General features: G+C 71.7%; 24 protein-coding genes. 19 read left to right on the top strand and 5 right to left on the bottom strand.

Translation table 11 applies throughout. The features are described 5' to 3' along the window. Window positions 1-29 precede the first annotated feature (29 nt). Together QUG92_RS03400 and pepN are read right to left on the bottom strand one after the other, a co-directional pair. Window positions 30-1100 carry a mechanosensitive ion channel family protein gene (locus tag QUG92_RS03400; protein WP_289457670.1) on the bottom strand — a complete coding sequence of 357 codons (1071 nt, stop codon included), beginning with the start codon at window positions 1098-1100 and terminating at the stop codon, window positions 30-32. An 82-nt stretch (window positions 1101-1182) separates the two neighbouring features. After that, window positions 1183-3762 (bottom strand): aminopeptidase N, encoded by a 2580-nt coding sequence (gene pepN / locus QUG92_RS03395; protein WP_289457669.1) that lies wholly within the window; start codon window positions 3760-3762, stop codon window positions 1183-1185. A gap of 207 nt (window positions 3763-3969) precedes the next feature. Here pepN and QUG92_RS03390 point away from each other — a divergent pair, with 207 nt between their 5' ends. The 6 genes from QUG92_RS03390 (at window position 3970) to QUG92_RS03365 (ending at window position 8275) form a co-directional block, all read left to right on the top strand. Next, window positions 3970-4530, top strand: coding sequence for a mycothiol-dependent nitroreductase Rv2466c family protein (locus QUG92_RS03390; protein ID WP_289457902.1), 561 nt, complete (start codon window positions 3970-3972; stop codon window positions 4528-4530). Window positions 4531-4652: 122 nt separating this feature from the next. After that, window positions 4653-4964, top strand: a complete 312-nt coding sequence (locus QUG92_RS03385) for a hypothetical protein (protein ID WP_289457668.1) — start codon at window positions 4653-4655, stop codon at window positions 4962-4964. Window positions 4965-4972: 8 nt separating this feature from the next. Beyond that, on the top strand, window positions 4973-6190 hold the full coding sequence (locus QUG92_RS03380) for a hypothetical protein (protein WP_289457667.1): 1218 nt from the start codon (window positions 4973-4975) through the stop codon (window positions 6188-6190). Window positions 6191-6192: 2 nt separating this feature from the next. Further along, window positions 6193-6651 (top strand): hypothetical protein, encoded by a 459-nt coding sequence (locus QUG92_RS03375; RefSeq protein ID WP_182045728.1) that lies wholly within the window; start codon window positions 6193-6195, stop codon window positions 6649-6651. Between the two features lie 255 nt (window positions 6652-6906). Further along, on the top strand, window positions 6907-7239 hold the full coding sequence (locus QUG92_RS03370; protein WP_289457666.1) for a hypothetical protein: 333 nt from the start codon (window positions 6907-6909) through the stop codon (window positions 7237-7239). Continuing rightward, window positions 7232-8275 (top strand): hypothetical protein, encoded by a 1044-nt coding sequence (locus QUG92_RS03365; RefSeq protein ID WP_289457665.1) that lies wholly within the window; start codon window positions 7232-7234, stop codon window positions 8273-8275. The genes QUG92_RS03370 and QUG92_RS03365 overlap by 8 nt, the downstream gene beginning before the upstream one ends. Window positions 8276-8294: 19 nt before the next feature. Here the strand turns inward: QUG92_RS03365 and QUG92_RS03360 are convergent, their stop codons facing one another. Continuing rightward, window positions 8295-8822: a GNAT family N-acetyltransferase gene (locus QUG92_RS03360; protein ID WP_289457664.1), complete on the bottom strand. Its 528-nt coding sequence runs from the start codon at window positions 8820-8822 to the stop codon at window positions 8295-8297. Here QUG92_RS03360 and QUG92_RS03355 point away from each other — a divergent pair. Genes QUG92_RS03355 through QUG92_RS03345 form a run of 3 tightly spaced genes read left to right on the top strand, consistent with a single transcriptional unit; the run spans window position 8821 to window position 10942 of the window. Next, window positions 8821-9483, top strand: a complete 663-nt coding sequence (locus QUG92_RS03355) for a helix-turn-helix domain-containing protein (RefSeq protein ID WP_289457663.1) — start codon at window positions 8821-8823, stop codon at window positions 9481-9483. The genes QUG92_RS03360 and QUG92_RS03355 overlap by 2 nt on opposite strands. 22 nt (window positions 9484-9505) lie before the next feature. After that, window positions 9506-9994: a ribose-5-phosphate isomerase gene (locus QUG92_RS03350; protein WP_289457662.1), complete on the top strand. Its 489-nt coding sequence runs from the start codon at window positions 9506-9508 to the stop codon at window positions 9992-9994. An 18-nt stretch (window positions 9995-10012) separates the two neighbouring features. Then, complete coding sequence (locus QUG92_RS03345; protein ID WP_289457661.1) at window positions 10013-10942, top strand: Fpg/Nei family DNA glycosylase; 930 nt, start codon at window positions 10013-10015, stop codon at window positions 10940-10942. A gap of 4 nt (window positions 10943-10946) precedes the next feature. On the opposite strand, the gene QUG92_RS03340 is transcribed toward QUG92_RS03345, so the two are convergent. After that, complete coding sequence (locus QUG92_RS03340; RefSeq protein WP_289457660.1) at window positions 10947-12434, bottom strand: amidohydrolase; 1488 nt, start codon at window positions 12432-12434, stop codon at window positions 10947-10949. Next, on the bottom strand, window positions 12431-13075 hold the full coding sequence (locus QUG92_RS03335; protein WP_289457659.1) for an FMN-binding negative transcriptional regulator: 645 nt from the start codon (window positions 13073-13075) through the stop codon (window positions 12431-12433). Before QUG92_RS03335 ends, QUG92_RS03340 begins: the two co-directional genes overlap by 4 nt. Window positions 13076-13256: 181 nt before the next feature. Here QUG92_RS03335 and QUG92_RS03330 point away from each other — a divergent pair, with 181 nt between their 5' ends. The 10 genes from QUG92_RS03330 (at window position 13257) to QUG92_RS03285 (ending at window position 25598) form a co-directional block, all read left to right on the top strand. Next, a complete protein-coding gene (locus QUG92_RS03330) occupies window positions 13257-14855 on the top strand; it encodes a peptide ABC transporter substrate-binding protein (RefSeq protein ID WP_289457658.1) in 1599 nt (532 codons plus the stop codon). Between the two features lie 23 nt (window positions 14856-14878). Continuing rightward, window positions 14879-16279 carry a M14 family zinc carboxypeptidase gene (locus tag QUG92_RS03325; protein ID WP_289457657.1) on the top strand — a complete coding sequence of 467 codons (1401 nt, stop codon included), beginning with the start codon at window positions 14879-14881 and terminating at the stop codon, window positions 16277-16279. Next, entirely contained in the window at window positions 16279-17220 is a 942-nt protein-coding gene (locus tag QUG92_RS03320) for an ABC transporter permease (RefSeq protein WP_069711534.1), read from the top strand. The genes QUG92_RS03325 and QUG92_RS03320 overlap by 1 nt, the downstream gene beginning before the upstream one ends. After that, window positions 17217-18107, top strand: coding sequence for an ABC transporter permease (locus tag QUG92_RS03315; protein ID WP_069711533.1), 891 nt, complete (start codon window positions 17217-17219; stop codon window positions 18105-18107). The genes QUG92_RS03320 and QUG92_RS03315 overlap by 4 nt, the downstream gene beginning before the upstream one ends. A 69-nt stretch (window positions 18108-18176) precedes the next feature. Continuing rightward, the gene (locus QUG92_RS03310) at window positions 18177-19583 is read left to right on the top strand and encodes a serine hydrolase (RefSeq protein WP_289457656.1); all 1407 of its coding nucleotides are present in this window, start codon (window positions 18177-18179) and stop codon (window positions 19581-19583) included. Beyond that, entirely contained in the window at window positions 19580-20149 is a 570-nt protein-coding gene (locus QUG92_RS03305; RefSeq protein ID WP_289457655.1) for a GbsR/MarR family transcriptional regulator, read from the top strand. The genes QUG92_RS03310 and QUG92_RS03305 overlap by 4 nt, the downstream gene beginning before the upstream one ends. Next, a complete protein-coding gene (locus QUG92_RS03300) occupies window positions 20146-21795 on the top strand; it encodes an ABC transporter ATP-binding protein (protein WP_289457654.1) in 1650 nt (549 codons plus the stop codon). Before QUG92_RS03305 ends, QUG92_RS03300 begins: the two co-directional genes overlap by 4 nt. Before the next feature lie 27 nt (window positions 21796-21822). Further along, on the top strand, window positions 21823-23229 hold the full coding sequence (locus tag QUG92_RS03295) for a serine hydrolase domain-containing protein (protein ID WP_289457653.1): 1407 nt from the start codon (window positions 21823-21825) through the stop codon (window positions 23227-23229). A gap of 94 nt (window positions 23230-23323) precedes the next feature. Continuing rightward, window positions 23324-24898 carry a sensor histidine kinase gene (locus QUG92_RS03290; protein ID WP_289457652.1) on the top strand — a complete coding sequence of 525 codons (1575 nt, stop codon included), beginning with the start codon at window positions 23324-23326 and terminating at the stop codon, window positions 24896-24898. Window positions 24899-24935: 37 nt separating this feature from the next. Beyond that, window positions 24936-25598, top strand: a complete 663-nt coding sequence (locus tag QUG92_RS03285) for a response regulator transcription factor (protein ID WP_289457651.1) — start codon at window positions 24936-24938, stop codon at window positions 25596-25598. Window positions 25599-25606: the final 8 nt, after the last annotated feature.

Raw genomic sequence — 25606 nt, 5'->3', positions numbered from 1 at the left:
CTGACCGGGGACGGGCGTGATGGGGTCGCTCACTGGTGGTCCTTCCCGGACTCCTGGTCGTCGGTGCGGATGGCCCGCCCGAACAGGTTCCCACGCTTTCCGCGGGACTTGGTGGGTGCCGGCGTCGGCTGTGTGCGCACGGTGCGCAGGCCGTTGATGGAGGTGGCGTTCTCCCAACCCTCGGGCATGATCATCGCCATCGCCGGCAGCGTCACACCGAGCTCGTCGACGGCGCGCTTCAGGCGGACGCGCATCTCGCGGCCGACGACGTCGAGTTCGGACGCGCGGGTCTTCACGACGAGCCGGAACACCATGCCGGCGTCGGTGATGGACTGCAGCCCCCAGATCTCGGGCTTCTCGACGATCCGCTGACGCCAGCGGGGTTCCTGGGACATCGCGACCGCCGTGCGGAGGAGTGCGTCCTGCACGGCGTCGATGTCGGTGTCGTAGGGCACCGTGATGTCGACGAGCACTCGTGACCACCCCTGCGACAGGTTGCCGACGCGCAGGATCTGACCGTTCGGGACGAACCACAGGATGCCGTTGACGTCGCGGATCTGCATGACGCGCAGGCCGACGTTCTCGACCACGCCGGTCGCGGGGCCGGTGTCCACGACGTCGCCGACGCCGGCCTGGTCCTCGAGGATCATGAACACCCCGGACAGCAGGTCCTTGACGATGCTCTGCGCGCCGACGGCCAGGCCCGCGGCGACGACCGAGGCGCCACCGACGATGCCGACGGCCGCGGTCGGGAACGTCGTGGAGATGATGATCGCGAGCGCGATCACGGCGATGACCACCGTCGCGAGGTTCTCGAGCACGCTGCCGAGCGTGCGGGTCCGCTGCACCACGCGGGCGGTCTGCACCGGCGAGGCGATGAGCGCCTGGGTGTCGTCGGCGCCCTGCCGTTTCTTCACGCCGTTCACGATCCGGTCGACGACCTGCTTGATCGTGCGACGGAGCAGCAGCCGCACGAGGATCGCCACGAGGATCGTGATGACGATCGTGATCGGGATGTGCCAGGTGTCCACGAACTGGGTGAAGGCGTTGGACGCCCACTTCGAGACGTCGTCGGTCGTGTTCGCTGCCGAGTTCACCATCCGGACGATGCTAGAGGGCGGGGCCTCGGTGTCCCGTGAGGATCACCGAGGCCCCGCCCGCCAGCAGCGTGTTCCGCTCCGATCAGGCGTCGGCCGCCTGGACCCGCAGCGCCCGCTCGGTACCGGCGACGTTCTCCGTCACGATGCGACGCAGCGCCGGGGTCTCCGGGTGCGCCTCGAGCCAGGCGTTCGCCGCGTCGCGGAGCTCGACCGAGGCGAGCGGCGCCGGGTAGAGCCCGGTGACGATCGTGTCGGCCATGTGGTAGCTGCGCTCCGCCCAGATGCGGGTGAGGGCGTCGAAGTAGCGGGACACCAGACCCTCGAGGACGACGGGGCTGTTCGTGTGCTGGAACCCGACGGTGGTCTGCCGGACGATCGCGTTCGGCAGCTCGTCGGAGTCGACGAGCGACGCGAACGCCGCGAGCTTGCCCTCGGCGGTCGGGATCGTCGCACGGGCACGCGCGGCGGCCTGCTCGCCCGACGCGGTCTTGTCCGCGGCCAGCTCGGCGTCGACCTCGGCATCACCGGCGGCGCCCGCGAGCACGAGGCCCTCGAGGAGTTCCCAGCGCAGGTCGGTGTCGACCTCGAGACCCTGCAGCGTGACCGATCCGTCCCGGAGGCCCTGCAGCGTGGTCACGTGCTCCGGCGTCGAGGCGATCTGCGCGAAGAACTTCACGAACTGGAACTGAGCGTCGGACCCGGACTCAGCCGACGCGGCCAGCTGCCACAGCGTGTCGCCCACGGTGCGGACGGTGGCGTCGACCTTCGCCGGGGCGACGTAGTTCCGAGCGGTGAGCAGCAGCTGCGACAGCGTCGTCCGGATCGTCGTCGACTCGGTCTCGGTGGCGATGTTGCCGAGCACCAGGCGGACGTAGTCACTCGCCGGCGATTCGGCGTCGCGCGTGGCGTCCCACATCGCGCCCCAGACGATCGAGCGGGCGAGCGGGTTCGCGATCGAGGCGAGGTGCTCGATCGCCGTGCGGCGGGACTGCTCGTCGAGACGGATCTTGGCGTACGCCAGGTCGTCGTCGTTGAGCAGCACGAGGTCGCCGCGGTGCACGCCGACGAGCTCGGGGACCTCGGTGCGGGCGCCGTCGACGTCGATCTCGACGCGGTGCGCACGCTCGAGCTTGCCGCCCGACGACGCGGTGTCGGCGCCGAACGGTGCCTCCGCGTCCTGCTGGAACGCGTAGACGCCGATCGCGAGCCGGTGCGGGCGGAGCGTCGGGTGGTCCGCAGGGGCTTCCTGCAGGACGGCGAACGAGGTGATCACGCCGGACTCGTCGACCTCGATCTCGGGGCGCAGCGTGTTGACGCCGGCGGTCTCGAGCCACAGCTGCGACCACTCGGACAGGTCGCGGCCGCTCGTCGCCTCGAGCTCGACGAGCAGGTCGCGGAGCTCGGTGTTCGAGTGGTGGTGCTTCTTGAAGTACGCCGAGACGCCCGCGAAGAACGCGTCGATGCCGACCCACGCCACGAGCTGCTTGAGGACGGAGCCGCCCTTCGCGTACGTGATGCCGTCGAAGTTGACCTGGACGTCCTCGAGGTCGTTGATCGTCGCGACGATGGGGTGGGTCGAGGGGAGCTGGTCCTGCCGGTAGGCCCAGGACTTCTCCATGGCCTGAAAGGTCGTCCACGCCTCGGTCCACTCGGTGGCCTCGGCGGTGGCGATCGTGGAGGCCCACTCGGCGAACGACTCGTTCAGCCAGAGGTCGTTCCACCACTTCATCGTGACGAGGTCGCCGAACCACATGTGCGCGAGCTCGTGCAGGATCGTGACGACCCGGCGCTCCTTGATGGCGTCGGTGACCTTGGACCGGAACACGTAGGTCTCGGTGAAGGTGACCGCACCCGCGTTCTCCATCGCGCCGGCGTTGAACTCCGGCACGAACAGCTGGTCGTACTTCTCGAACGGGTAGGCGACGTCGAACTTCTCCTCGAAGTACGCGAAGCCCTTCTTCGTCGTCTCGAACACGTACTCCGGGTCGAGGTACTCGGCGAGCGAGCGACGCGCGAAGACGCCGAGCGGGATCGTCCGGCCGTCGCGGCTGGTCAGCTCGTCGCGAACGACCTCGTACGGACCGGCGATCAGCGCCGTGATGTAGCTCGAGATGCGGGACGTCGCGGGGAAGACCCACGTCGCGACCTCGCCGTCGACGTGCGGCTCGGGCGTCGGGGCGTTCGAGACGACCTGCCAGCGGGCCGGGGCCGTCACGGTGAAGGTGAACTCGGCCTTGAGGTCGGGCTGCTCGAAGACCGCGAACATGCGGCGGGAGTCCGGCACCTCGAACTGCGAGTACAGGTAGACCTCGTCGTCGACCGGGTCGACGAAGCGGTGCAGGCCCTCGCCCGTGTTCGTGTAGAGCGCGTCGGCGACGACGACGAGCTCGTTCTGCTCCTGCAGCCCGTCCAGCTGGATGCGGACACCGTCGTTGACCGCGGCGACGTCGAGCGCGGCACCGTTCAGCTCGACCGAGTGCACGGCCTTCGTGATCGCGTCGATGAAGGTCGAGGCGCCGGGCGTCGCGGTGAAGCGGACACGCGTGGTGCTGCCGAACGTCTCGGCGCCGCGGGTCAGGTCCAGCTCGACGTCGTACGTCTGCACGGCGACGACCGCGGCACGTTCCTGGGCTTCGGTTCTGGTGAGGTTCTCTCCGGGCACGGACGCTCCAACTTCGCTTGCGGCGCGGACGATCGATGTCCGCGGTGAGGGGGAGTCCCGGCACGGCGTCGTGCGCCGTCGGGACGATGGGATCAGCCTAGCGAGCGCGCGTACGCTCGCACCGTGACCGAGACTGCTGTGGACAACACCGAGACCGCCCGTACCGCTGTGGAGTTCTGGTTCGACCCGAACTGCCCCTGGGCCTGGATGACGAGCCGCTGGGTCGACGAGGTCGCCCGCCACCGGGACCTCGACGTGACCTGGAAGGTGATGAGCCTGTTCGTCCTGAACGAGGACCAGGACATCTCCCAGGAGTACCGCGAGCGCATCCACAAGGGGCAGCTCTACCCGCGGATCGTCACCGCCGCGGCGCTCCGTCACGGCCAGGAGATCGTCAAGCCGCTGTACGACGCGCTCGGCGAGCACGTCCACCACCGCCAGGAGTCCGACCCCGAGCAGGTCGTCCCGGCCGTGCTCCGCGAGCTCGACCTCGACGCCGACCTGCTCGAGTACGCCTGGACCGACGAGGTCGACCAGGTCGTCCGCGCGAGCCACCAGGAGGGCATCGACCGCGTCGGCCAGGACGTCGGGACGCCCGTGATCGCCGTCGAGGGCACGGCCTTCTTCGGCCCGGTCATCTCGCCGGCACCGAAGGGACAGGAGGCGGTGGACCTGTGGGACGGCGTCGTCGCCGTCGCGAAGTACCCCGGTTTCTTCGAGCTCAAGCGCTCGCGGACGGTCGGTCCGATCTTCGACACGGTCGCGTAGCACGGCCTGCGTCGCGGACGCGACCAGCGGGAGGACTGGAGGCACGGTGCGGGTCCGCACCGTGCCTCCAGTCTGCTACGGTGCTGGCTGAACGCTGAAACATCACGAGCACGGGGGTCTCGATGGGGGAGCAGTACCGGGTCGACCGAGGGGCGACCGAACGGACGGTCGCGGACGTCCACGGCGCGGCCGAGGACGTCGCCGAACGGGCGGGGGCACTGGCCGAGGCGCTCGACGCCGTCACCTCGGCGGCGAGCGGTTCGGACGTCATCGCATCGGCCGTCTCGTCCTTCGCCGCTGCGCGCTCGGCCACCGCACCGCGGATCGGCGCGCACCTCGCGGCGGTCAGCGCGGTCGGCCGCGTCGCCCTGGCCGCGGTGGACGAAGCAGACGCGGAGATGGCCGTTCGGGCCGAGCGGGGCGCCGTCCGGTGAACGCGCCGGTGACCGCGGGGCTCCTCGACGAGATCCGTCTCGACATGGCGGCGGTCGTCGCCGCAGCCGGTGTGGCGAGCACTGCTGGGGAGCGCGTCCGAACCGCTGCCGCGAACGGCGACCGTTCCTGGGCCGCCGTGCCGTCGGTCTTCGCGATGCCCGGGGTGAGCGAGGCGATGCCCGCGATGACCCGCCGGTCCAGCGATGCAGCCGACGGCCTGGCCGACAGCGTCACGGCCCTGCACCGGCTCCTCGACACGGCATCATTCGAGTTCGCCGACCTCCGTTCCCGGCGGACTGCCCTGGTGGAACGGATCGCGTCCTTCACGGGAGGGATCGGCGATGCCGTGGCGCAGCACGACGCCTCGCTGGCTGACCCACCGTCGGCGGCGACGCCGTGGCGGCAGGTTCCCGGCCTCGCCGCCGAGGACGCCGCGCTCCGATCGGCGGCGGATGCGTGGAACGAGCAGTGGCGGGAGTGGCAGCGCGACCTGGCCTCCCGCATCGGTCGGATCGACGGCGGGGACTCGACGGACGGGCTCGCCACCGACGAGACGGACGTCCGGAACGCGAGCTTGGTGGCGCCGATGCCGCTCCCCGGGTTCCCCTCGACGCCGTTCCAGTTCCCGTGGCCGTGGCTCGGCGCGGCCGGTGGCACGGCCGCCGGGGCGGGGAGTGCGGCCGCCGGACTGTCCGCGCTCGAGCTCCTCGGGATCCTGTTCGGTCTGAGCGGTGACACCGCGAAGCAGACTCCCGCGGATGCGATGCGGCAACGGATGGCGCAGGCCGACCGGGACGCCTGGGCCTGGACGCACGATCCACTCACCGGCAAGCCGCGCGAGGTCGCCGGTGGTGCTGGCATCATGACCGACGTCATCGGGCCGATGACCGGGCCGGAGGCGAACGAGCACATCCGTTCGATCGGTCGGCCGGGGAAGACCGAACCGCACCGAGAGGTGGACACGCCCGAGGAGGTCGTGGCGGCGTGGCGCGATCTGAGTCGTGGCGGGAAGCTCGTCACCGGGACCGCTCGAGATCGCATCCAGGTGGTCCTTCCAGATGGCACGAGGGTGCAGTACCGGCGTGACAGCGGAACCGGGGGACCAGTGGTCGAGGTGCACAACCCGAAGTCGTCGGAGTGGGACAACGTGAAGGTGCACCTGCCAGAGCGCGTCGATCGACCTGGTCCGCACGATCTTCCTGATGACGCTCTACCGGAGGGCTGACGATGAACGAGTTCACCTACTACTGCCTCGCCAGTGTCGAAGACGGGACGGGAGACGACCTGTGGGCATGGTCCGGCAACATTGAGAAGGGCCGCCATCGCCCTCTCGAGGACACTCGCTCGTGGCTCCTCCGACGCCTTCAGCAGCTCCTCGAGGGCGATCTCGTGGCGGTCGGGAACTTCGAGGACGGCGACTCGGGCAGAGCCGTATGGCGGCCGTGGACCGGCGACCCCGAGTCACTGGTCGAACGCATCGCTGCGATCTACACCGTTGATGTCGAGCCTGACGAGGTGCAGTTCTGGGATTGCTACCTGATGAGGACGGAGCACGGCTCGGAGATGTACACACGGGAACGTACGCGGCGTCTGTCCGCTGGTCGAGACACGCTCCCACGGCTTCGGAACGTCTGGGATGCCGACGGGAACGTCATCGAGCCACGCGGTGACGAGATCGCTGTCTGACGCCGAGCCGCGCACCCGCACGGACAGCCGATCCGGCGGTCAGACCATTGATGTCCACGCGAGCTCGAAGGACAAGATCAGGATCCATCTCCCGAAGGGCTCGGATCCACACGACCTACCGGAGGACGCCCGATGAACGAACTGACCTACCAACTCCTCGCCGACGTCGCGGACGGTCTGGGTACGGACCTCTACGGATGGCACGAGCCCATCGCCTAACGCACCGGCGAGGACGACGCGACCACGCGCTCCCGCGTGCTCGGCTGGATCCGGGCTTCGGTCGAGCAGGACATCATGGGTCTCGGATCTCTCGAACCTGGTGAGGACGGGCGCGGGAGGTGGTCGAACTGGGATGGATCGGCGGAGGAACGTCTCGAGCGAGCTGACGCGCGATACCGTACGACCGGCACGCTCTGGAACGTCTTCGCGACCGACACTCCCCGAGGGATGCATCTCTACTCGGCCGAGCGGAGTCGGCGTGAGGCAGCGGGTATCGATCCGGATGCGCACGTGGACCACTCCTTCGAGGGGATCTGGGACGCCGAAGGCAACGTCATCGAGCCGCATGGGGACGAGATCGTTGTCTGACGCAGGCCTTGAGTACGTGGCCTTCCCGACCATCGAGGTCCGGCAGATGCCCGACGGCTCGATCGCAGCGCTCCGCGAGCCGCTGCCCGGTCACGAGCAGTACATCGACGTGGTCCCACCCGTCGACGCCGAGGACCCGAAGGTGCAGCGGCGCAGTGTCCGGCGGGACGACGGCCTCCGACCGAGCGCCGAACCCGCACCGCGGACGCCCGAGGAACGGCTCCTGCTCGACGTCCTCGAGTTCGGCCGCAACGGGTGTGCCACGGACCTCCGCGCCGTGCACCGGCTGGCGCGGACGGACCACGAGCCGGACCCCGGCGCCGCCCGTGCGATGGCACTCCGGGCGCTCGAGGTCGGCCTCCGTCGGGGCCTGCTGACGAGCGGAATGTTCGTGCGGGCACAGGGCGTGCTGGCGTTCGTCGAGACCGACCGGACGATCGCGGACCAGGTCGCCACGCTGCAGTCCCGGTACGGGAGCGCGCCGGGAGTCGGTGATCCCGACGAGGACCTCGCTGCGACGCTGTGGCTCATGAACGCGCCCGAGGGCGAGCGCTACGCACGGACGCACGGTGCGAGCGCGCAGCCGAGCACAGAGACCGCTACGCCGTCGGTCCCCTCGGACACTCCGGCCGTCGTGGTGCGCTCCTCGGGCGATGCGTGGGAGAACCGGCACCACGCGCTCCTGGCCGACAACGTCCTCGAGGAACTCCGGAACGGCTGGCTGTCGTGGGAGCAGGGCATCGAGGACGCTGCACTGCGCAAGCTGGCGTGGGGCATCGCTGCCGAGATCGTGTACGCCTTCGACGTCAGGTGGTCGCCGGACTGGGTGCCGGAGGGGCACCCACACCGCTGGCACGACGACGAGGGGTGGCACGCGCGGTGCAACGACTGCCTCACGGAGAGCCCCGCGGCGGCCGAGGAAGCGCTCGCGTGGGACTGGTTCGCCACCCATCGTGCCGTTGCGCACGGCGACACTGCCCCGGCGTTCCGTCCGTCTCCTCCGCCGATCGAGGTGCCGCTGCCCGGCAGCGAGTGACCTCCACCGGCCGTGCGCCTCAAGCGATGCGCAACTGCATGAGCGTCAGGTCGAGCCACCGGTCGAACTTCCGCCCGACCTCGGGCAGCACCCCGACGGTCACGAACCCGAGCCGCTCGTGCAGGGCGATCGAGCCCGTGTTCGACGAACAGATGCCGGCCATCACGACGTGCACGTCCGCCGCACGGGCGTGTGCGACGAGGGCGTCCATCAGCACCGTCGCGATGCCCCGGCCGCGGAACGCCGGCACGACGTAGACGCTGTGCTCGACCGTGTGGCGGTACCCCTGGTGCGGCCGGAACGCGCTGTAGGTGACGTAGCCGGCGACGATCCCGTCGACCTCGGCGACGAGCACGGGGAGTCCGGCGGCACGACGCTCGGCGAGCCACCCGTCGAAGTACTCCCGTGGGTGCGGCTCCTCCTGCCAGATCGCCGTCGAGTGCAGCACGGCGTCGACGTGCAGCGCGTGGACGACGTCGAGGTCGCGCGGCTCGCAGTCCCGCACGGTGACGGAGGCAGGACTGCCCGTCGCATATGCTGTCGTCATGTCTCAGATCGTAGACGACGCGGGAGCGGCAACGGAACTGGCGGAGGGCGCGGCCGGGAGCGCTGCCGAGACCGCCGACGACGCCGACCAGCGCCGCCTCGGGCAACGCCTGCAGCGCCTGCGGACCGAGCGGAAGTGGAGTCTGACCGAGCTCGCCGAGGAGTCCGGCGTCTCCCGCGCGATGATCAACCGCGTCGAGCGCGGGGTGTCGAGCCCGACGGCCACCATCCTCGGTCGGCTGTCCGGCGCGTTCGGTCTCACGGTCTCGCAGCTCCTCGACGAGACGCTGGAGCACGACGTCCCGCGCACGGCCGATCCCGACGAGGCGCGTGGCGTGCAGCGCGGGGCGACCGCGGACTCCTGGACCGACCCGGAGACCGGGTACCGCCGGCGTCCCGTCTCGAGTGCGGCGTTCCCCGCGGACGTCACGGAGGTGCGCCTCCCGGCCGGACGCGAGGTCGCGTACCCGGCGAGCGCCTACGCCTTCCTCCGTCACTGCATCTGGGTCGTCGACGGCGTCCTCGAGGTGGTCGTCGCGGGGGAGTCCACGCGGCTCGGCGCGGGGGACCGGATCGAGCTCGGCGACCCGGCGGACGTGGTCTACCGCAACCCGGGTGACGAGGCGGTCCGGTACGTCGTCGTCGTGGTCCGGGCGGCGTAGGCGCGGGAATAGGATCGAGGCCATGCGCATCCACCTCGGAACGGACCACGCCGGCCTCGAGTTCAACAAGACCCTCGCCCAGCACCTCACCGAGGCGGGGCACGAGGTGGTCGACCACGGTCCGTCCGAGTACGACGCGCTCGACGACTACCCCTCGTTCTGCATCAACGCCGCGCACGCCGTGGTGCAGGACCAGCGTGCCGGTGTCGAGGCGCTCGGTGTCGTCTTCGGCGGTTCGGGCAACGGCGAGCAGATCGCGGCCAACAAGGTCGAGGGCATCCGGGCCGCGCTGGTGTGGAACGAGTCGACGGCCCTCCTCGCCCGCCAGCACAACGACGCGAACGTCATCTCGATCGGTGCCCGGCAGCACACCGAGGACGAGGCCATCCGCTTCGTCGACCTCTTCATCGCCGAGCCCTTCTCCGGCGAGGAGCGTCACGCCCGCCGCATCGCGCAGCTCGCCGAGTACGAGACGACGGGGCACATCGCCGGTCGGCAGATCGACGAGTAGTCCGGGTAGACAGGACCGATGCCAGAGGGTCACTCCGTCCACCGCATCGCGAACCAGTTCTCGCGGCACTTCGTCGGCAAGCGCTGCGAGGTGTCGAGTCCGCAGGGTCGCTTCGCGGCCGGAGCGGCGCAGCTCGACGGCAAGCGGATGACCGCAGCGCGGGCGGTGGCGAAGCAGCTGTTCCTGGAGTTCGAGGACGACCTGTTCCTCCGGGTGCACCTCGGTCTCTACGGAGCGTGGGACTTCGCGGGCGTGATCTCGTCGGCGGAGGCCCTGTCCGAGGACGGCGACGGCGAGGAGTCGCTCGCGTCGATCGGCGCCCCGCGGCTCGCCCGCTACCGCATGGCTGAGCAGGAGAAGGCCGAGGACCCGATCGAGTCCTTCCCGCCGGACCCGGTCGGCCAGGTGCGCGTGCGGATCCTCACCGAGGACACCGTCGCCGACCTGCGTGGTCCGACCGCCTGCGTGGTCGAGGACCCTGCCGGGGTGCAGAAGGCGCTGGACAAGCTCGGTCCGGACCCGATCAACGACGACGGTCCCGAGGCCGAGAAGACCTTCGTCGAGAACGTGCGGAAGCGCAACGTCGCGATCGGCCAGCTGCTGATGGACCAGTCGGTGGTCGCCGGCATCGGGAACATCTACCGCGCGGAGCTGCTCTTCCGGCAGCGCATCGACCCGTACAAGCCCGGCAAGAAGATCACCGTCAAGCAGGCGAAGGCGCTCTGGCAGGACTGGTCGAAGCTGCTGCACGAGGGCGTCCGCGACGGCCTCATGCTGACGATGGACGACCTGTCAGAGGCTGATCACAAGAAGGCGCTGCGGTCGCGGACGGACCGGCACTGGGTGTACCACCGCCAGGGGGAGCCCTGCCGGGTGTGCGGCACGGAGATCCGGATGGCGGACATGGCCGGTCGCAAGCTCTACTGGTGCCCGAAGGACCAGAAGTAGCGCGTCACACCGAGCGGTGCGTGAACCGCCCGGCGACGGCCGTCGCGAGCACCGGCATCGTTCGCAGCACGTCCGACGGCTCGGACACGGCGACCGCCAGCGGGTCCAGCGGCAGCAGCACGAGGTCCGCGGCGTCACCGACCGCGACCGAGACCCGGCCGTCGGTGGACCCCCTCCACGCGGCGAGCGCCGACATCCGCTGCTCGGGGTGCCACGGCTCGCGGCCGTCCCGGTCCCGTCCGACCGCGGCCGCCATCGACACCCACGGGTCGAGCGGCGCGACGGGCGCGTCCGAGCCGAGCCGCAGTTCGGCGCCGGCCCGCTCGAGCGCGGCGAACGGGAAGGCCCGGTCCGTCTCGCCCGCCCAGTGCCGGTCGGCGATGTCGCGGTCGTCCATCGCGTGCTCGGGCTGGACGGACGCGGCGACCCCGAGCCGGGCGAACCGGTCGAGGTCGGCGCCGTCGAGCAGCTGCGCGTGCTCGATCGACCCGCGCGCGCCGACGGCCTCGAACACGTCGAGTGCGAGCGTGTTCGCCCGGTCACCGATCGCGTGCACGGCCGGGACGAGCCCGGCGTCGACCGCCCGGCGGACCATCGCCACGAGCTCGTCGAACGCGTAGGCCAGGACGCCGTCGCCGGAGGCCATCGCCGCGGTCCGGGTACCGAGCGACCCGTCGGTGATCACCTTGAACGGACCGGTCGACAGCAGTCCGCCGGTGCCGTCGACGACCGCGCCGGTGCGGAGTCCACGGGCGATCGCGTCCTCGAGCTCGTGCGGGTACACGCCGCACGCGACCCGGAGTCCGTCGGTGCCGGCTCGCAACCGTCGGGTCCAGCGGTCGAGGCCGGACCGCATCTCCAGGTCGACGACACGGGTCACGCCGCGCGCCGTGGCAGCGTCGACGGCGTCGGACACGTAGCCGTCGAGCACGTCGTCGGGCACGCGGGAGAGCGCGGCCGTCACGTCGAACGCGTCCTGCTCGCGCAGCACCCCGTCGTCGCCCGCCACGAGCGGGCGGCCCACCTCCGCCGAGAACCGCTCGAGGGCGATCGCGTTGCACCAGACGGCGTGCAGGTCACCGCTGATGACGACGGCCGGGAGGCCCGGCGCGGCCCGGTCGAGCAGCTCGCGTCGCGCGGGGCGGGGCCAGAGCCCGTCCCGGTAGCCGTGACCGACGATCGTCGCGGCCGGACCGCCGTCCGGCACGGCGGTACGCGCCGCCCCGGCGAGCAGGTCGGCGGTTGCTTCCGCCGAGTCGCAGCCGGACACGTCGACGCGACGGCGGACGAGGGCCCACTGGTCGAAGTGGACGTGGTGGTCGACGAGCCCGGGGCCGAGCCACGCGCCGTCCGCCTCGACGACCTCGACGTCAGCTGCGACGAGGGTGCCGGCGGGCGCGATCGCAGTGACCCGTCCGTCGACGATCCGCACGTCGGACGGGGCACCGGACGTTCCCACCCGCCGGACGGAACGCAGCAGGAGGTCGCTCATCGTGCCTCCCGGCTCTCCGCGCGCACGCGGTCCATCTCGTCGGCGAGCGCCGGCGACGCGTAGGGGCCGTCCCCGCGCAGACCCGCGACGATGCGCTCGACCACCTCGGGTGCCTTGTTCTGCGAGAGCTTGGCGCGGGCGTCGGAGCGGGTGACCCGGATGCGGATCCCCACGGTGCCCTTCGCCACCCGTCGGGCGGTCTCCTCGTCGACCTCGAGCGAGACCGGCTCGGGCATGACACGCTCGAAGTGGTCGACGAGCTCGCCGAGCACGCGGAAGTTCTCCTCGTCGGACAGGATCTCCGGCGTGCCCCACAGGTGCGCGGTCACGTGGTTCCACGTCGGGACGAACTGCTCCGGCGGGTACCACGCGGGGGAGACGTAGCCGTGCGGCCCCTGGAACACGACGAGGACCTCGTGCTGCCCGAGCTCGTGCGCGACCTCGTCGGGGCGGCCGACGTGCGAGACGAGCACGATCGCGTCCGGGTCGTCGTCGGGGCCGGGCGTCTCGAGGAGCACCGGGTAGTGCGACGCGACGATCCCGGCCGCGGTGTGGGACACGATCGTCGCCCACGGGTTCTCGGCGACCACGCGCCGCACCTCGGCGACGTCGGTCATCAGGAAGCGGGGTGTGTGGCGCATGCGACGAGCGTGGCACAGGTCGCCCGCCTTCGCGACGGGTGTCGTTTCCGGCTCGTTTCCGGGCGGTAAAGGTTTCAGAGATCAGTGAAAGGAACCTTGTGCTCGGGTTTGCGCGGCCCCTACCGTCTCGACCACGACGACCGGGCCCGAACCGGACGCGCTTCGACTCGAGGAGTTCAAGATGCGACGCAGGACGATCGCGGCGGTGGCCGCAGCGGCCACGCTGGCGCTGGTGGCCACCGGCTGTTCGGCCACCGGGAACGGGAACGGGGACGCCCAGGGCGGCTCCGGCGGGAGCCTGGTCTACGCGACCGGCGAGCCCGACCACCTGACCCCGGGCCGCCAGACGGTGGCCTTCACCCAGACGATGAGCCTGTTCGCGCCGCTCACCGAGACGGACGCGAAGGGCGAACTGCACGACGTCGCCGCGAAGAGCGTCGAGTCGAGCGACGCCACCACCTGGACGATCACGCTCCGCGACGGCTGGACGTTCCAGAACGGCGAGGCCGTCACGCCCGAGAGCTACGTCAAGGCCTGGAACCACACCGCGTACGGCCCGAACGCCTGGGAGAACAGCGGGCAGCTCGCCGCGATCGTCGGCTACTCGGACCTCAACCCCGCCTCGGGCACCCCGAAGACGAAGGAGATGTCGGGACTGAAGGTGACGGGCAAGGACACCTTCACGGTGACGCTCACCCACGCGGACAGCCAGTTCCCGCTCCAGCTCAGCCAGGCGCAGACCGCGTTCTACCCGATGCCCGAGGCCGCGTACAGCGACCTGAAGGCCTACGACGCGAAGCCGATCGGCAACGGCCCGTACGAGATGACCGAGAAGTGGACGGCGAACCAGCCGTTCACCGTCACGGCGTGGTCGGGCTACGAGGGCACGAAGGCGAAGACGGAGGACGTCACCTTCAAGAGCTACGCCGACATGAACACCGCGTACACCGACGTGCTCGCCGGCAACGCCGACGTGCTGTTCCTGCCGACCGACAAGATGACCAGCGCCTCCGGTGACTTCGGGGACCGCCTGCACTCCTTCGACGCCCCGGGCATCGACTACCTCGGCTTCCCGCTGTGGGACGAGCGGTACGCCGACCCCGACGTCCGACGGGCCATCTCCATGTCGATCAACCGGAAGCAGGTCAACCAGGCCATCTACGGCGGCCTGTACGAGCCGGCCACCGCGCTCACCCCGCCGGGCATGTCCGGCACGCAGGAGGGCATCTGCGGCGAGGCCTGCGAGTTCTCGCCGTCGAAGGCGAAGGCGCTCCTGGCGAAGGCCGGCGGGTTCGACGGCTCGATCACCCTCGTCTACCCCGGCGGCAACGGCCTCGACTCGCTCTACCAGGCGTACGCGAACCAGATCCGGCAGAACCTCGGCGTCGACACCGAGGCGAAGGCGACCACCGACTGGGCGTCGTACTACTCGGAGCTGACCGACAAGAAGATCGAGGGACCGCACTTCGGGCACTGGGGTGCGCTGTACGCCAGCCAGCAGAACACCCTCCGGGCGCTGTTCACCAGTGCGGGCGGCTGCGCGCCGTGCACCGGCTACTACCAGTCGGACGAGGTCGACTCGCTGCTCGCGAAGGCCGACTCCGCGGGGTCGCAGGACGAGGCGAACGAGTACTACGCGCAGACGCAGGAGGCCGTGCTGCGGGACTTCCCGGTCGTGCCGACCTTCTTCGACAAGTACTCCTACGTCGTGAGCGACAAGATCGCCTCGCTCCCCGCCGTCGACGGCAGCCCGGTGGTCCAGGCCATCACCGTCCAGTAGCCGCAGGAAGCGATCCGCACCGCATGGACCAGCGCACCGTCCTCCGTCTCGTCACCGAGGTCCCCGACCGCGACGGCTTCCCGCTCGTCGACGACCTGCACGCCCGGTTCGCCGCGCTCGCCGCGGCGCACCCCGGGCAGGTCACGGTCACCCGGATCGGCACCAGCCGTCTCGGGGAGCCGCTCCACAGCTACCGGATCGGGTCCGGGTCGCACGCCGCCGTCGTCGTCGGCGGCGTGCACCCGAACGAGCCGATCGGGTCGTGGACGGCGCTGCACCTGGCGACCTGGCTGCTGGCGGGCGGGACGGAGGAGCTCGACGTCACGTGGCACGTCGTCCCCACGATCGACCCCGACGGCATGCGCCTGAACGAGGCGTGGTTCGACGACCCGTACGACCGGGTGCACTACGCGCGGCACTTCTACCGGCCGGCGCCGGACAGCCAGGTCGAGTGGACCTTCCCGAACAGCCACGGGTCGGTGTACTTCGACCAGGTGCTGCCGGAGACGCTCGCGTTCATGCGGCTCATCGACGACACCGAGCCCGACCTGCTCGTGTCGCTGCACAACGGCGAGATGGGCGGCGTCTACTACTACCTCTCCGAGGACCTGCCCGGCGTGGTCGACACCCTGCACGCCGTCCCGGCGGCACTCGGGCTGCCGCTCGACACCGGGGAGCCGGAGTCACCGTTCCTGCGCGAACTCGCCCCGGCGGTGTTCGCGATGGACGGCGTGGAGCGGGCGTACGACTACCTGGAGTCGCTCGGCGTCGACCCCGCGGAGCACATCCACGGGGCGTCCAGCGCCGCGTGGGCGATGCGGCACGGGGCGCTGTGCGTGGTCGCCGAGCTGCCGTACTGGAGCCACCCGGACGCCGACGACCAGACCCCGACGGCCGAGTCGTACGCGGACCTCCTCCGTCGGTGCGCGGACGACCTCGGCGCCGTGGGGGTCGTCCTGCAGGACGTGCTCGACGCCGCGACGCCCCTGCTCACGATCGAGACGCCCTTCCTCGAGGCCTCCCGTGCCTTCGTGCCGATGCTCGCCGGCATGGTCGAGACCGACCGGCTGCGGGCCGACCGGGAACCGGCCGCCCGGAGGGCCACCGTCGCCGAGCGCTTCGGCTGCGAGGACCTCGTCCGGTGCTTCGGGCTCCGCTACGGCGGCATGCTGCTCCGTGCGCTCGAGGCGGAGACGGGTGCCGGCACGGCACCCGCACCGCTCCGGCGGCTGCGGGACCGGCTCGCGGCGCAGTACGCGCTCTGGCAGGCAGACGCCGGGACGGGGGCGGTGCCCATCCCGGTGGCGACGCTGGTGGGCGTGCAGTTCGGAGCGATCCTGGCCTGCGCAGCGCACGTCGTGGGCGACGGGACGGACGCACCACGCGCCTCCCGACCGTCCCTGGCGACGACGGGAGGCGCGTGATGCGTCCCACGCTCACGGTCGGCCGCCGGGTCGGCGGCCTGCTGGTCGTCTTCCTCGGCGTGACCTTCCTCATCTACGCGATGACGTTCGCGCTCCCCGGCGACCCGATCAAGGCGCTCGGCGGCGACCGGCCGCTCAGCGACTCCGTCGTGCGCGCCCTGCGGGCCGAGTACCACCTCGACCAGCCGCTGTGGCTGCAGTACCTGCAGTACCTCGGCGGCCTGTTCCGCGGGGACTTCGGCACGGACTTCAGCGGGCAGTCCGTCGGCGAGCAGATGGCGTCGCGCTGGCCGGTCACGGTCACGCTCGCGCTCACCGCGTGGGCGATCGAGATCGTGCTCGGCATCGGGCTCGGGGTGGTGTCGGCACTGCGCCGTGGCACCCTCCTCGACAAGAGCGTCCTGGTCGGCACGATCGTCGTCGGGGCCGTCCCGGTCTTCGTGCTCGGTGTCGCCCTGCAGCTGGTCTTCTCGGTGCGGCTGCACTGGTTCCCCGTCGCCGGGGCGACCGCGGGGTGGCCCACGGCGTACCTGCTGCCCGCGTTCGTCATCGCGCTCTTCGGCCTGGCGGCCGTGTCCCGGCTGACCCGGACGTCGATGATCGAGACGCTCGACGCCGACTTCGTCCGGACGGCGCGCGCGAAGGGGCTCACCCCCGGCCGCATCGTCGGCGTGCACGTCATGCGCAACTCGCTCATCCCCACGGCGACGTACCTCGCCACCGACCTCGGGTACCTCATGGGCGGGACGGTGATCGTCGAGGGCATCTTCAACCTGCCCGGCGTCGGGAACCTGCTGTTCCAGGGCATCCGGTCGCACGAGGGTGCCGTCGTCGTCGGCATCTCGACCGCGCTCATCCTGGTGTTCCTCGTCACGAGCGTGCTCGTCGACCTGCTGCACGCCGCCCTCGACCCCCGCGTCCGGACAGGAGCCTCCGCATGACCACCTCCGCCATCGGCGCCACCGTCCCGCAGGCCGTCGTCACCCGACGGCGACCACTGCGCTCCGCGGTCCGGCGCCCCGGGTTCTGGCTGCCGGCCGGTGTCCTGACCGTCGTCCTGCTCGTCGCGCTCTTCCCGGGCTTCTTCGCCGGCCTCTTCGGGCACGGCGACCCCCGCGTGTGCGACCTCGGGAAGAGCGGTGCGCCCGCCGCAGCCGGTCACCCCTTCGGCTTCGACCTGCAGGGGTGCGACGTCTACGCCAACGTCCTCTACGGAACCCGGTCGTCGATCGCCGTCGCCGTGCTCACCACGGTCCTCGCCGGTGCCGTCGCCGTGGTCGTCGGGACCGTCGCCGGCATGGTCGGCGGGTGGGTGGACGCCGTGCTCGCCCGGCTCACCGACGTGTTCCTCGGGTTCCCGTTCCTGCTCGGGGCGGTCGTCGTCCTGAACAGCGTGGGGGAGCGGTCGGTACTGACCGTCTCGCTCGTCCTCGCCCTGTTCGGCTGGCCGACCATGGCCCGACTCGTCCGCTCGAGCGTGCGGAGCGTCCGGAACGCCGAGTTCGTCCTGGCCGCCCGCACGATGGGCCTCTCCACCTGGCGGATCACCACCCGGTACGTCCTGCCGGCGTCGATCTCGCCGCTGCTCGTCCTCGCGACGATCACGGTCGGAGGGGTCATCGTGTCCGAGTCGTCCCTCACCTACCTCGGCATCGGGCTCGAGAGCCCCGCCATCTCCTGGGGGCTGCAGCTGTCCGCGGCGACGAGCCAGTTCCTCCGGGCACCGCACATGCTCGTCGCGCCCGCGGTGTTCCTGGCGGTGACGGTGCTCTCCGTCATCGCGCTCGGGGACACCCTGCGCGCCGCGCTCGACCCCCGACGTCGCTGAGCGCGTCGCGGCACACGCCGCGGCGCACGACGCGACAGACTCGACCCACCGCTCCTCGAAAGGACCACCGTGACCGACACCCTCGACGCTTACCGGAAGACCCTCCCGTACATCCGGGAGTGGGTGTCGTACAAGGTGTGGCAACTGCGGGTCCCGGGCGTGCAGGTCGCGATCGGCCACGGGGGCGAGGTCCTGTTCGACGAGGCGTGGGGCCACGCCGACGTCGAGGCCGGACGGCGCCTCACCACGACCGACCTGTTCCGCATCGCGTCGCACTCGAAGACCTTCACCGCGACGGCACTCCTGCAGCTCGTCGAGCGCGGCGACCTCCGGCTCGACGACACCGTCGGCACCCACGTCCCGGCCCTCGTCGCGGGCGGGTCGCCGATCGCCGACGCGACGGTCCGCGAGCTCATGGAGATGGGCGCCGGCGTCATCCGGGACGGTCACGACGGGGACTACTGGTCCCTGCAGCGCCCCTTCCCGGACGAGGAGGAACTGCTCGCGCTCGTCCTCGACCGCGGACAGAAGGTCCCCACCGGATCGTCGTTCAACTACTCGAACCTCGGGTACTCCCTGCTCGGGCTCGTCATCGCCGCGGTCTCCGGGCAGTCGTACGACGACTTCGTCCGCGCGTCGATCACCGAGCCGCTCGGCCTGCGGAACACCGGCCCGGACTGGGACCCGGCCCGGGCCGACGACTTCGTGGTCGGGTACACGGGCTTCCACACCGCCCGGACCCGGAAGCGCATCGATCACGTCGACACCCGCGCGATGGCCGCCGCCACCGGGTTCCACGGCACCGCGTCCGACCTCGTCCGGTACTTCTCCCAGCACGTCATCGGGCAGGGCACCCTGCTCAGCGACCACTCGAAGCGCCTGGTCCAGCGGAAGGCGTGGAGTGCCACCGACGACGCCGAGCGCGGGTACGGTGCCGGGTTCGTCGTCGACCGGATCGGGGGCCGGGACATCCGCGGGCACTCCGGCGGCTTCCCCGGGCAGATCACGCAGTCGATGTTCGACCCGGCGTCCGGGCTCGTCGTCTCGGTGCTCACCAGCGCCGCGGCCGGGCCGGCGACGCTCATCGCGACCGCGATCATCACGCTCCTCGACGCGGCCGTCGCGGACGACGCCCCGAACGCGGTCGTCCCGGACGACGTCGACGCCGCGACCTTCACCGGGCGCTTCGCGAACCCGTGGGGCGTCACCGACGTCGCCCGCATCGGCGACCGGCTCGTCGAGATCGACCCGTCCGCACCGGCGCCGCTCGACGCGCCGACCCGACTCGAGGTCGTCGACGCCGACACCCTCCGGATGACCCACGGCAACCGGTTCGGGTCCGTGGACGAGGACGTCACGTACGACCGCGACGCCGACGGCGGTGTCCGTTCGATCCGTGCCGGTGGCGGGATGACCATGGAGCCGTGGACGATCCCGACCGAGTCGCCCGCGGTCGCCGCCGGCCTCGAGGCATGAGCGCCGGGGAGCGCCCGTCCGCGGGCACGGACGTGCAGGACGACGTCGTCCTCGAACCGGAGCGCCAGGCGTTCGTCGAGGAGTTCGCGCTCATGTTCAGCGAACTCGCCGGCACGCCGCTCACCGACGCGCGGGTCCTCGGCTACCTCATGATGACCCGGGCCCCGCACTCGTCGTCGTCCGACCTGCAGCTCGCGCTCGGCGCGAGCTCGGGTGCGATCTCGATGGCCACCCGGCGGCTCGCGGACAGCGGCTTCGTCAAGCGGCACACCGTTCCGGGCGAACGCAGCCACTACTTCCGCGCCGAGGCCGACGTCTGGGGGTCCTGGCTCGCCGGGGAGCGTCGGTACCTCGACCGGCAGCGCGACGTCATCGGCCGCGGGCTCGCGATCGTCGAGTCCGGCGGCCACACCGCGGACGGCGACGTGGACGCCGAGGTCCGTGAACGCCTCCGCAACGGCCGCGACTACATGCAGTGGCTAGGCGGGTACCACGTCAAGATGCTCGAGGAGTGGGAGGCCTTCAAGGCGGCCCGCGACGAGACCGACCGACCGGAGACCCCATGACCGACGTCCTCACCGTCGACCAGCTCACCGTCACGTTCGACGTGGACGGCGACGTCGTCCGCGCGGTCGACGGCGCCTCGTTCACCGTCGGCCGCGGCGAGGTCGTGGCCGTCGTCGGCGAGTCCGGGTCGGGCAAGAGCATGACCGCGATGACCGCGATGGGCATCGCGCCGGAGGGGGCCCGCGCCACCGGGAGCATCCGGATCGGGGACCTCGAGGTGCTCGGCGCCGACGAGCAGGTGCTCCGCGAGGTGCGCGGTCGCCGGGTGTCGATGATCTTCCAGGACCCGTCCGCCGCCCTGAACCCCGTCTTCACGGTCGGGTTCCAGCTCGCCGAGGCCGTCCGCCGCGCCGAGGGCGGCCTCGACCGCGCGGCCGTCCGTGCGCGCTCGCTCGAACTCCTCCGCGCCGTGGAGGTCCCGGAGCCGGAGCGTCGACTCGGGCAGTACCCGCACGAGCTCTCGGGCGGTCAGTGCCAGCGCGTCATGATCGCGATGGCGCTCGCCGCGGACCCGGACCTCCTCATCGCCGACGAGCCGACGACGGCGCTCGACGTCACCGTGCAGGCGGAGGTCCTCGACGTGCTCCGTGCGCTCCGCGACCGGACCGGCACCGCGATCCTCCTCATCACGCACGACATGGGCGTCGTCGCCGACATCGCCGACCGGGTGGTCGTGATGCGCCGGGGCGAGGTCGTCGAGCGCGGGACGGCCGTCGGCGTCTTCGCCGACCCGGCCGCCGAGTACACGCGGGAACTCCTCGCCGCCGTCCCACGGATGGGCGCCACGAACCTGGAGGCGCGGCCCACCCCCGCCACGGAACCCGCTGTGCCCGTCCTCGACGTCCGGCACCTCGTGGTCGAGTACGGCGGCGCCCTGCGCGGGCACTTCCGCGCGGTCGACGACGTGTCGTTCACCGTCGGTCGTGGTGAGATCCTCGGCCTGGTCGGCGAGTCCGGCAGCGGCAAGACGACGATCGGACGCGCCGCCGTCGGACTCGCGCCGATCACCGACGGGTCGGTCCTCGTGGAGGGGACCGACGTGGCGGGCGCGCGCCGCGCCTCCCGGAACACGATGCGTCGCCGGGTCGGGGTGGTCTTCCAGAACCCGCTGCGCTCCCTGAACCCGCGGTACACGGTCGGGCAGACGGTGGCCGAACCGCTCCGCCAGATCCTCCGGATGCCGTCGGCCGAGGTGGGCCCGCGTGTGGAGCGACTGCTCGCGGACGTCGGGCTCGACGGCGGCTTCCGCGAGCGGTACCCGCACGAACTCAGCGGCGGTCAGCGGCAGCGCGTGGCGATCGCCCGCGCCGTCGCGCTCGACCCCGCCCTGCTCATCGCCGACGAACCGACCAGCGCGCTCGACGTGTCCGTGCAGGCCCGGGTGCTCGACGTCTTCCGCGAGCTCCAGGAACGCCTCGGGTTCGCCTGCCTGTTCGTCACGCACGACCTGGCGGTGGTCGACACCCTGTGCGACCGCGTGGTGGTGCTCCATCGCGGACGGATCGCCGAGGAGGGACCGCGCGACGCGATCCTCCGGGCACCGCAGGACCCGTACACGAGGCGGCTCGTCCAGGCGGCGCCGGTGCCGGACCCCGTCGAGCAGGCGGCCCGGCGTTCGGCGCGGCTCGCGGCGCTGTCCGGCTGAGGCGGGGCTCGTGCCAGGCTGGTCGGCATGGAGAAGCGCGCCGCGTACGAGTCCGTCCTGCCCTACGTCCGTGAGTGGGTCGCCTACAAGGTGTGGCAGTTGCGCCTGCCCGGTGTGCAGGTCGCGATCGGCTTCGAGGGCCAGGAGCTGTTCTCCGAGGCGTGGGGGTACGCCGACGTGGAGGCCGGTCGCCGCCTGACCACGACCGACCTGTTCCGGATCGCGTCGCACTCGAAGACCTTCACCGCGACCGCCCTGCTGCAGCTCGCCGACGCCGGCGCCCTGCGGCTCGACGACACGGTCGGCTCGTTCGTACCCGTCCTGGTCGAGGCCGGGTCGCCGATCGCGGACGCGACGGTCCGCGAGCTCATGGAGATGGGCGCCGGGGTGGTGCGCGACGGTGCCGACGGCGACCACTGGGCGCTCGACCACCCGTTCCCCGACGCCGACCAGCTCGTCGCGCTCGTCGTCGAGGGCGGCGCGAAGGTGCCCGTGGGCTCCGCGTTCAACTACTCGAACCTCGGCTACGGCCTGCTCGGGCTCGTGATCGAGGCCGTCACCGGGACGTCCTACGCCGAGCACGTCCGGACCGCGATCACCGAGCCGCTCGGCCTCGCCGGCACCGGCCCGGAGTTCGACCCGGCACGCGAGGACGAGTTCGTCGTCGGCTACACCAGCCTGCACGACGCCCGCACCCGTCAGCGTGTCCCGCACGTGACGACCGGCGCGCTCGCCGCCGCCACCGGCTTCCACGGCACCGCGTCCGACCTGGTCCGCTACTTCTCGGAGCACGTGCCCGGTCGCGGCTCGCTGCTGTCCGACCACGCCAAGCGCCTGGCCCAGCGGAAGGCCTGGAGCGCCCTCGACGACGACCCGGCGGCGCGCGGCTACGGCGCGGGGTTCGTCGTCGACCGGATCAACGGGCGCGAGGTCCGCGGCCACTCCGGCGGGTTCCCCGGGCAGATCACCCAGTCGGTGTTCGACCCGGCCTCGTCGCTCGTCGTGTCCGTCCTGACGAGCAGTGCGACCGGCCCCGCGGGCATGATCGCCACCGGGATCGTCCACCTGCTCGACGCCGCCGCCGACGAGCACGCCCCGGGGCCGGTGCTCCCCGCCGACGTCGACACCGACCGGTACACCGGCCGGTTCACCACCTTCGAGGGGATCACGGACGTGGCACGCATCGGCGACCGGCTGCTCGCGATCGACCCGACGCAGCCCGTGCCGACCGAGTCACCGGTGCGGCTCGAGGTCGTCGACGAGGACACGCTCCGGATGGCATCGGGCAACCGCTTCGGCTCCGTCGACGAGCTGATCAGCTACGCGCGGGACGGATCGGGCACGGTCACCTCGTTCCGGGGCGACAGCGGGATGACCCACCGCCCGTGGTCGGTGCCCGAGGAGTCCCCGGCGGTCGCCGCCGCCCTCGTCTGACGGCGCGACGGGCGCACGGGGTGGGGACAACCCCACCCCCGATCCGGGAGACGGCAGGATGGGACGCGGGGACGGGCTCCGTGAGGCTGGACCCATGACCGACACCGACCGCCTCGACCAGGCCGAGACCGTCCCGCTGGACCACTCCGCCGCCGACCGGGCACACACCGTCCCGCTGGACGACGCCGTGCCCCAGGGAGCCACGAAGCCCGTGCCCGAAGAGCCGCTGACACCGCCGACGACGACGACGCCGACGCCGCCGCCGCCGCCGCCGTCGTGGTCGTCGACGCCCGCCGTCGGGGCCGAGCCGACGCCCGTCGTGGGACCGGGCGGCGGAGCAGGGTCCGGTCGGCGGACGACCGCCGGTGGCTTCTACCGCGAGGCCTGGCGGCGCCTGCCGCGCGACTTCGGGTACATGGCGCTGACGGCCGTGCTGCTCTGCACGCTCTACGTGGCGTTCCCCGCGGCGCTGTTCGGGCGGGGCTTGCGCGACCTGTTCAACCCGTTCGTCCTGCTGATGTTCTTCATCGCGCTGTTCGTGGCGCGGTGGGTCGGGCAGTTCGAGAAGCTCCGCATCGGGTGGGCGGACCCCCGGCCGATCCGCCCGGTGGACTGGACCCCGCGGTGGCAGCAGAACTGGTGGACCCGGACCGGCTCGGCGGTCGCCAACCCGCACTACTGGCTGTACCTGCTGCACGCGGTCGTCGTGTACCCGCTCGCGGCGCTCGTCACCGTGGGTGTCGGCGCGCTCCTCGCCGTCGGGTTCGCATGGCCGCTCGTCCTCGGCGTCGTGTTCCTGCTGAACGACGTCCGCGTCGGCTACTTCGGCAACACCGAGTCCGGGTTCCTGGTCGGGGTCGGGCTGCTCGGCCTGCTGTCGATGGCTGCGTCGGTCGTCCTGCTGCCGCTGTGGGCCCGTGGGTCGGTCCTGGCCCACTACTGGATCGACGCCGGGCTGCTCGGCGGCTTCCGTGCCGAGCAGCTCGAGCAGCGCGTCGCCGGGCTCCAGGCGTCCCGTGCCGGGGCCGTCACGGCCGAGGGGCAGACGCTCCGGCAGATCGAGCGTGACCTGCACGACGGACCGCAGCAGCGACTCGTCCGGCTCCGCATGGACCTCGCCGCCGCCGAGCGCGCCTTCGACCGGGACCCGGAGAAGGCGAAGCGGCTCATCGGCGAGGCGACCGAGCACGCACAGGACGCCCTCGACGAGCTGCGCGCACTGTCGCGGGGCTTCGCACCGCCGATCCTGCTCGACCGCGGGCTCGTCGCGGCGCTCGAGGCCCTGGTCGCGCGGACGCCGATCCCCGTCGGACTCGACGTCCGGCTGCCCGAGGGGCTCGAGCTCGCGACCGAGGTCCAGCGCAACGTGTACTTCACCGTGAGCGAGCTGCTGACGAACACGACGAAGCACGCGGGCGCCTCGGCGGCGGGTGTCTACCTCGGCCTCATCGTGGACGCCTCCGGGCTCTGGTACCTCACCGTCAGCGTGACCGACGACGGGCGCGGCGGTGCCCGCACGCAGGCCGGCCACGGGATCGAGGGGCTGACCGGACGGATGCGGGCCCTCGACGGCGAACTCGTCGTGAACAGTCCCGAGGGCGGCCCCACCGAGGCCACGGCCCGGATCCCGCTCGGCGCCCTGCACGGGGTCCCGGTCACGAGGGCGTGAGGCCGGGGGAGCGACCGCTCCCACTAGGCTGGTCGGCATGAGCGACGGCCCGGGTGCAGCACGCATCCGGGCCGTCGTCGTCGACGACGCGGTGCTCCTGCGCGAGGGCCTCGCCCGCGTGCTCGACGAGGCGGGCATCGACGTCGTCGGCCAGTACGCCGACGCCGACGCCTTCCTCGCCACGCTGCCCGAGGCCGCTCCGGACGTCGTCGTGATGGACGTGCGGATGCCGCCGACCTTCACCGACGAGGGCGTCCGTGCCGCCGTCGAGACCCGCCGGGTGGCCCCGCGGACCGGGGTCCTGCTGCTCTCGCAGTACGTCGAGGCCACCTACGCCGAGGACGTCCTCGCCGCCGGCGCGACCGGCATCGGGTACCTGCTCAAGGACCGCGTGACCCGGCTCGAGGAGATCGACGACGCCGTCCGGCGCATCGCCGCGGGCGGGACGGTGCTCGACCCCGAGGTCGTCACGCAGCTCATGGGCCGCCGCCGGGACCCGCTCGCCGCCCTGACACCGCGGGAGCGCGACGTGCTCGGGCTCATGGCCGAGGGCCGCACCAACGCCGCGATCGCCCGTGCCCTGGTGATCGGCACCGGCGCCGTCGAGAAGCACGTCACGAGCATCTTCGGCAAGCTCGCCCTCGAGGACACCGGCGAGGACCACCGCCGCGTCCTCGCCGTGCTCGCCTACCTCGGCTGAGCGGCGCC

Source organism: Curtobacterium citri (assembly GCF_030362955.1).
Classification (GTDB): Bacteria; Actinomycetota; Actinomycetes; order Actinomycetales; family Microbacteriaceae; genus Curtobacterium; species Curtobacterium citri.
This window is presented reverse-complemented; position numbering and strand designations above follow the sequence as displayed.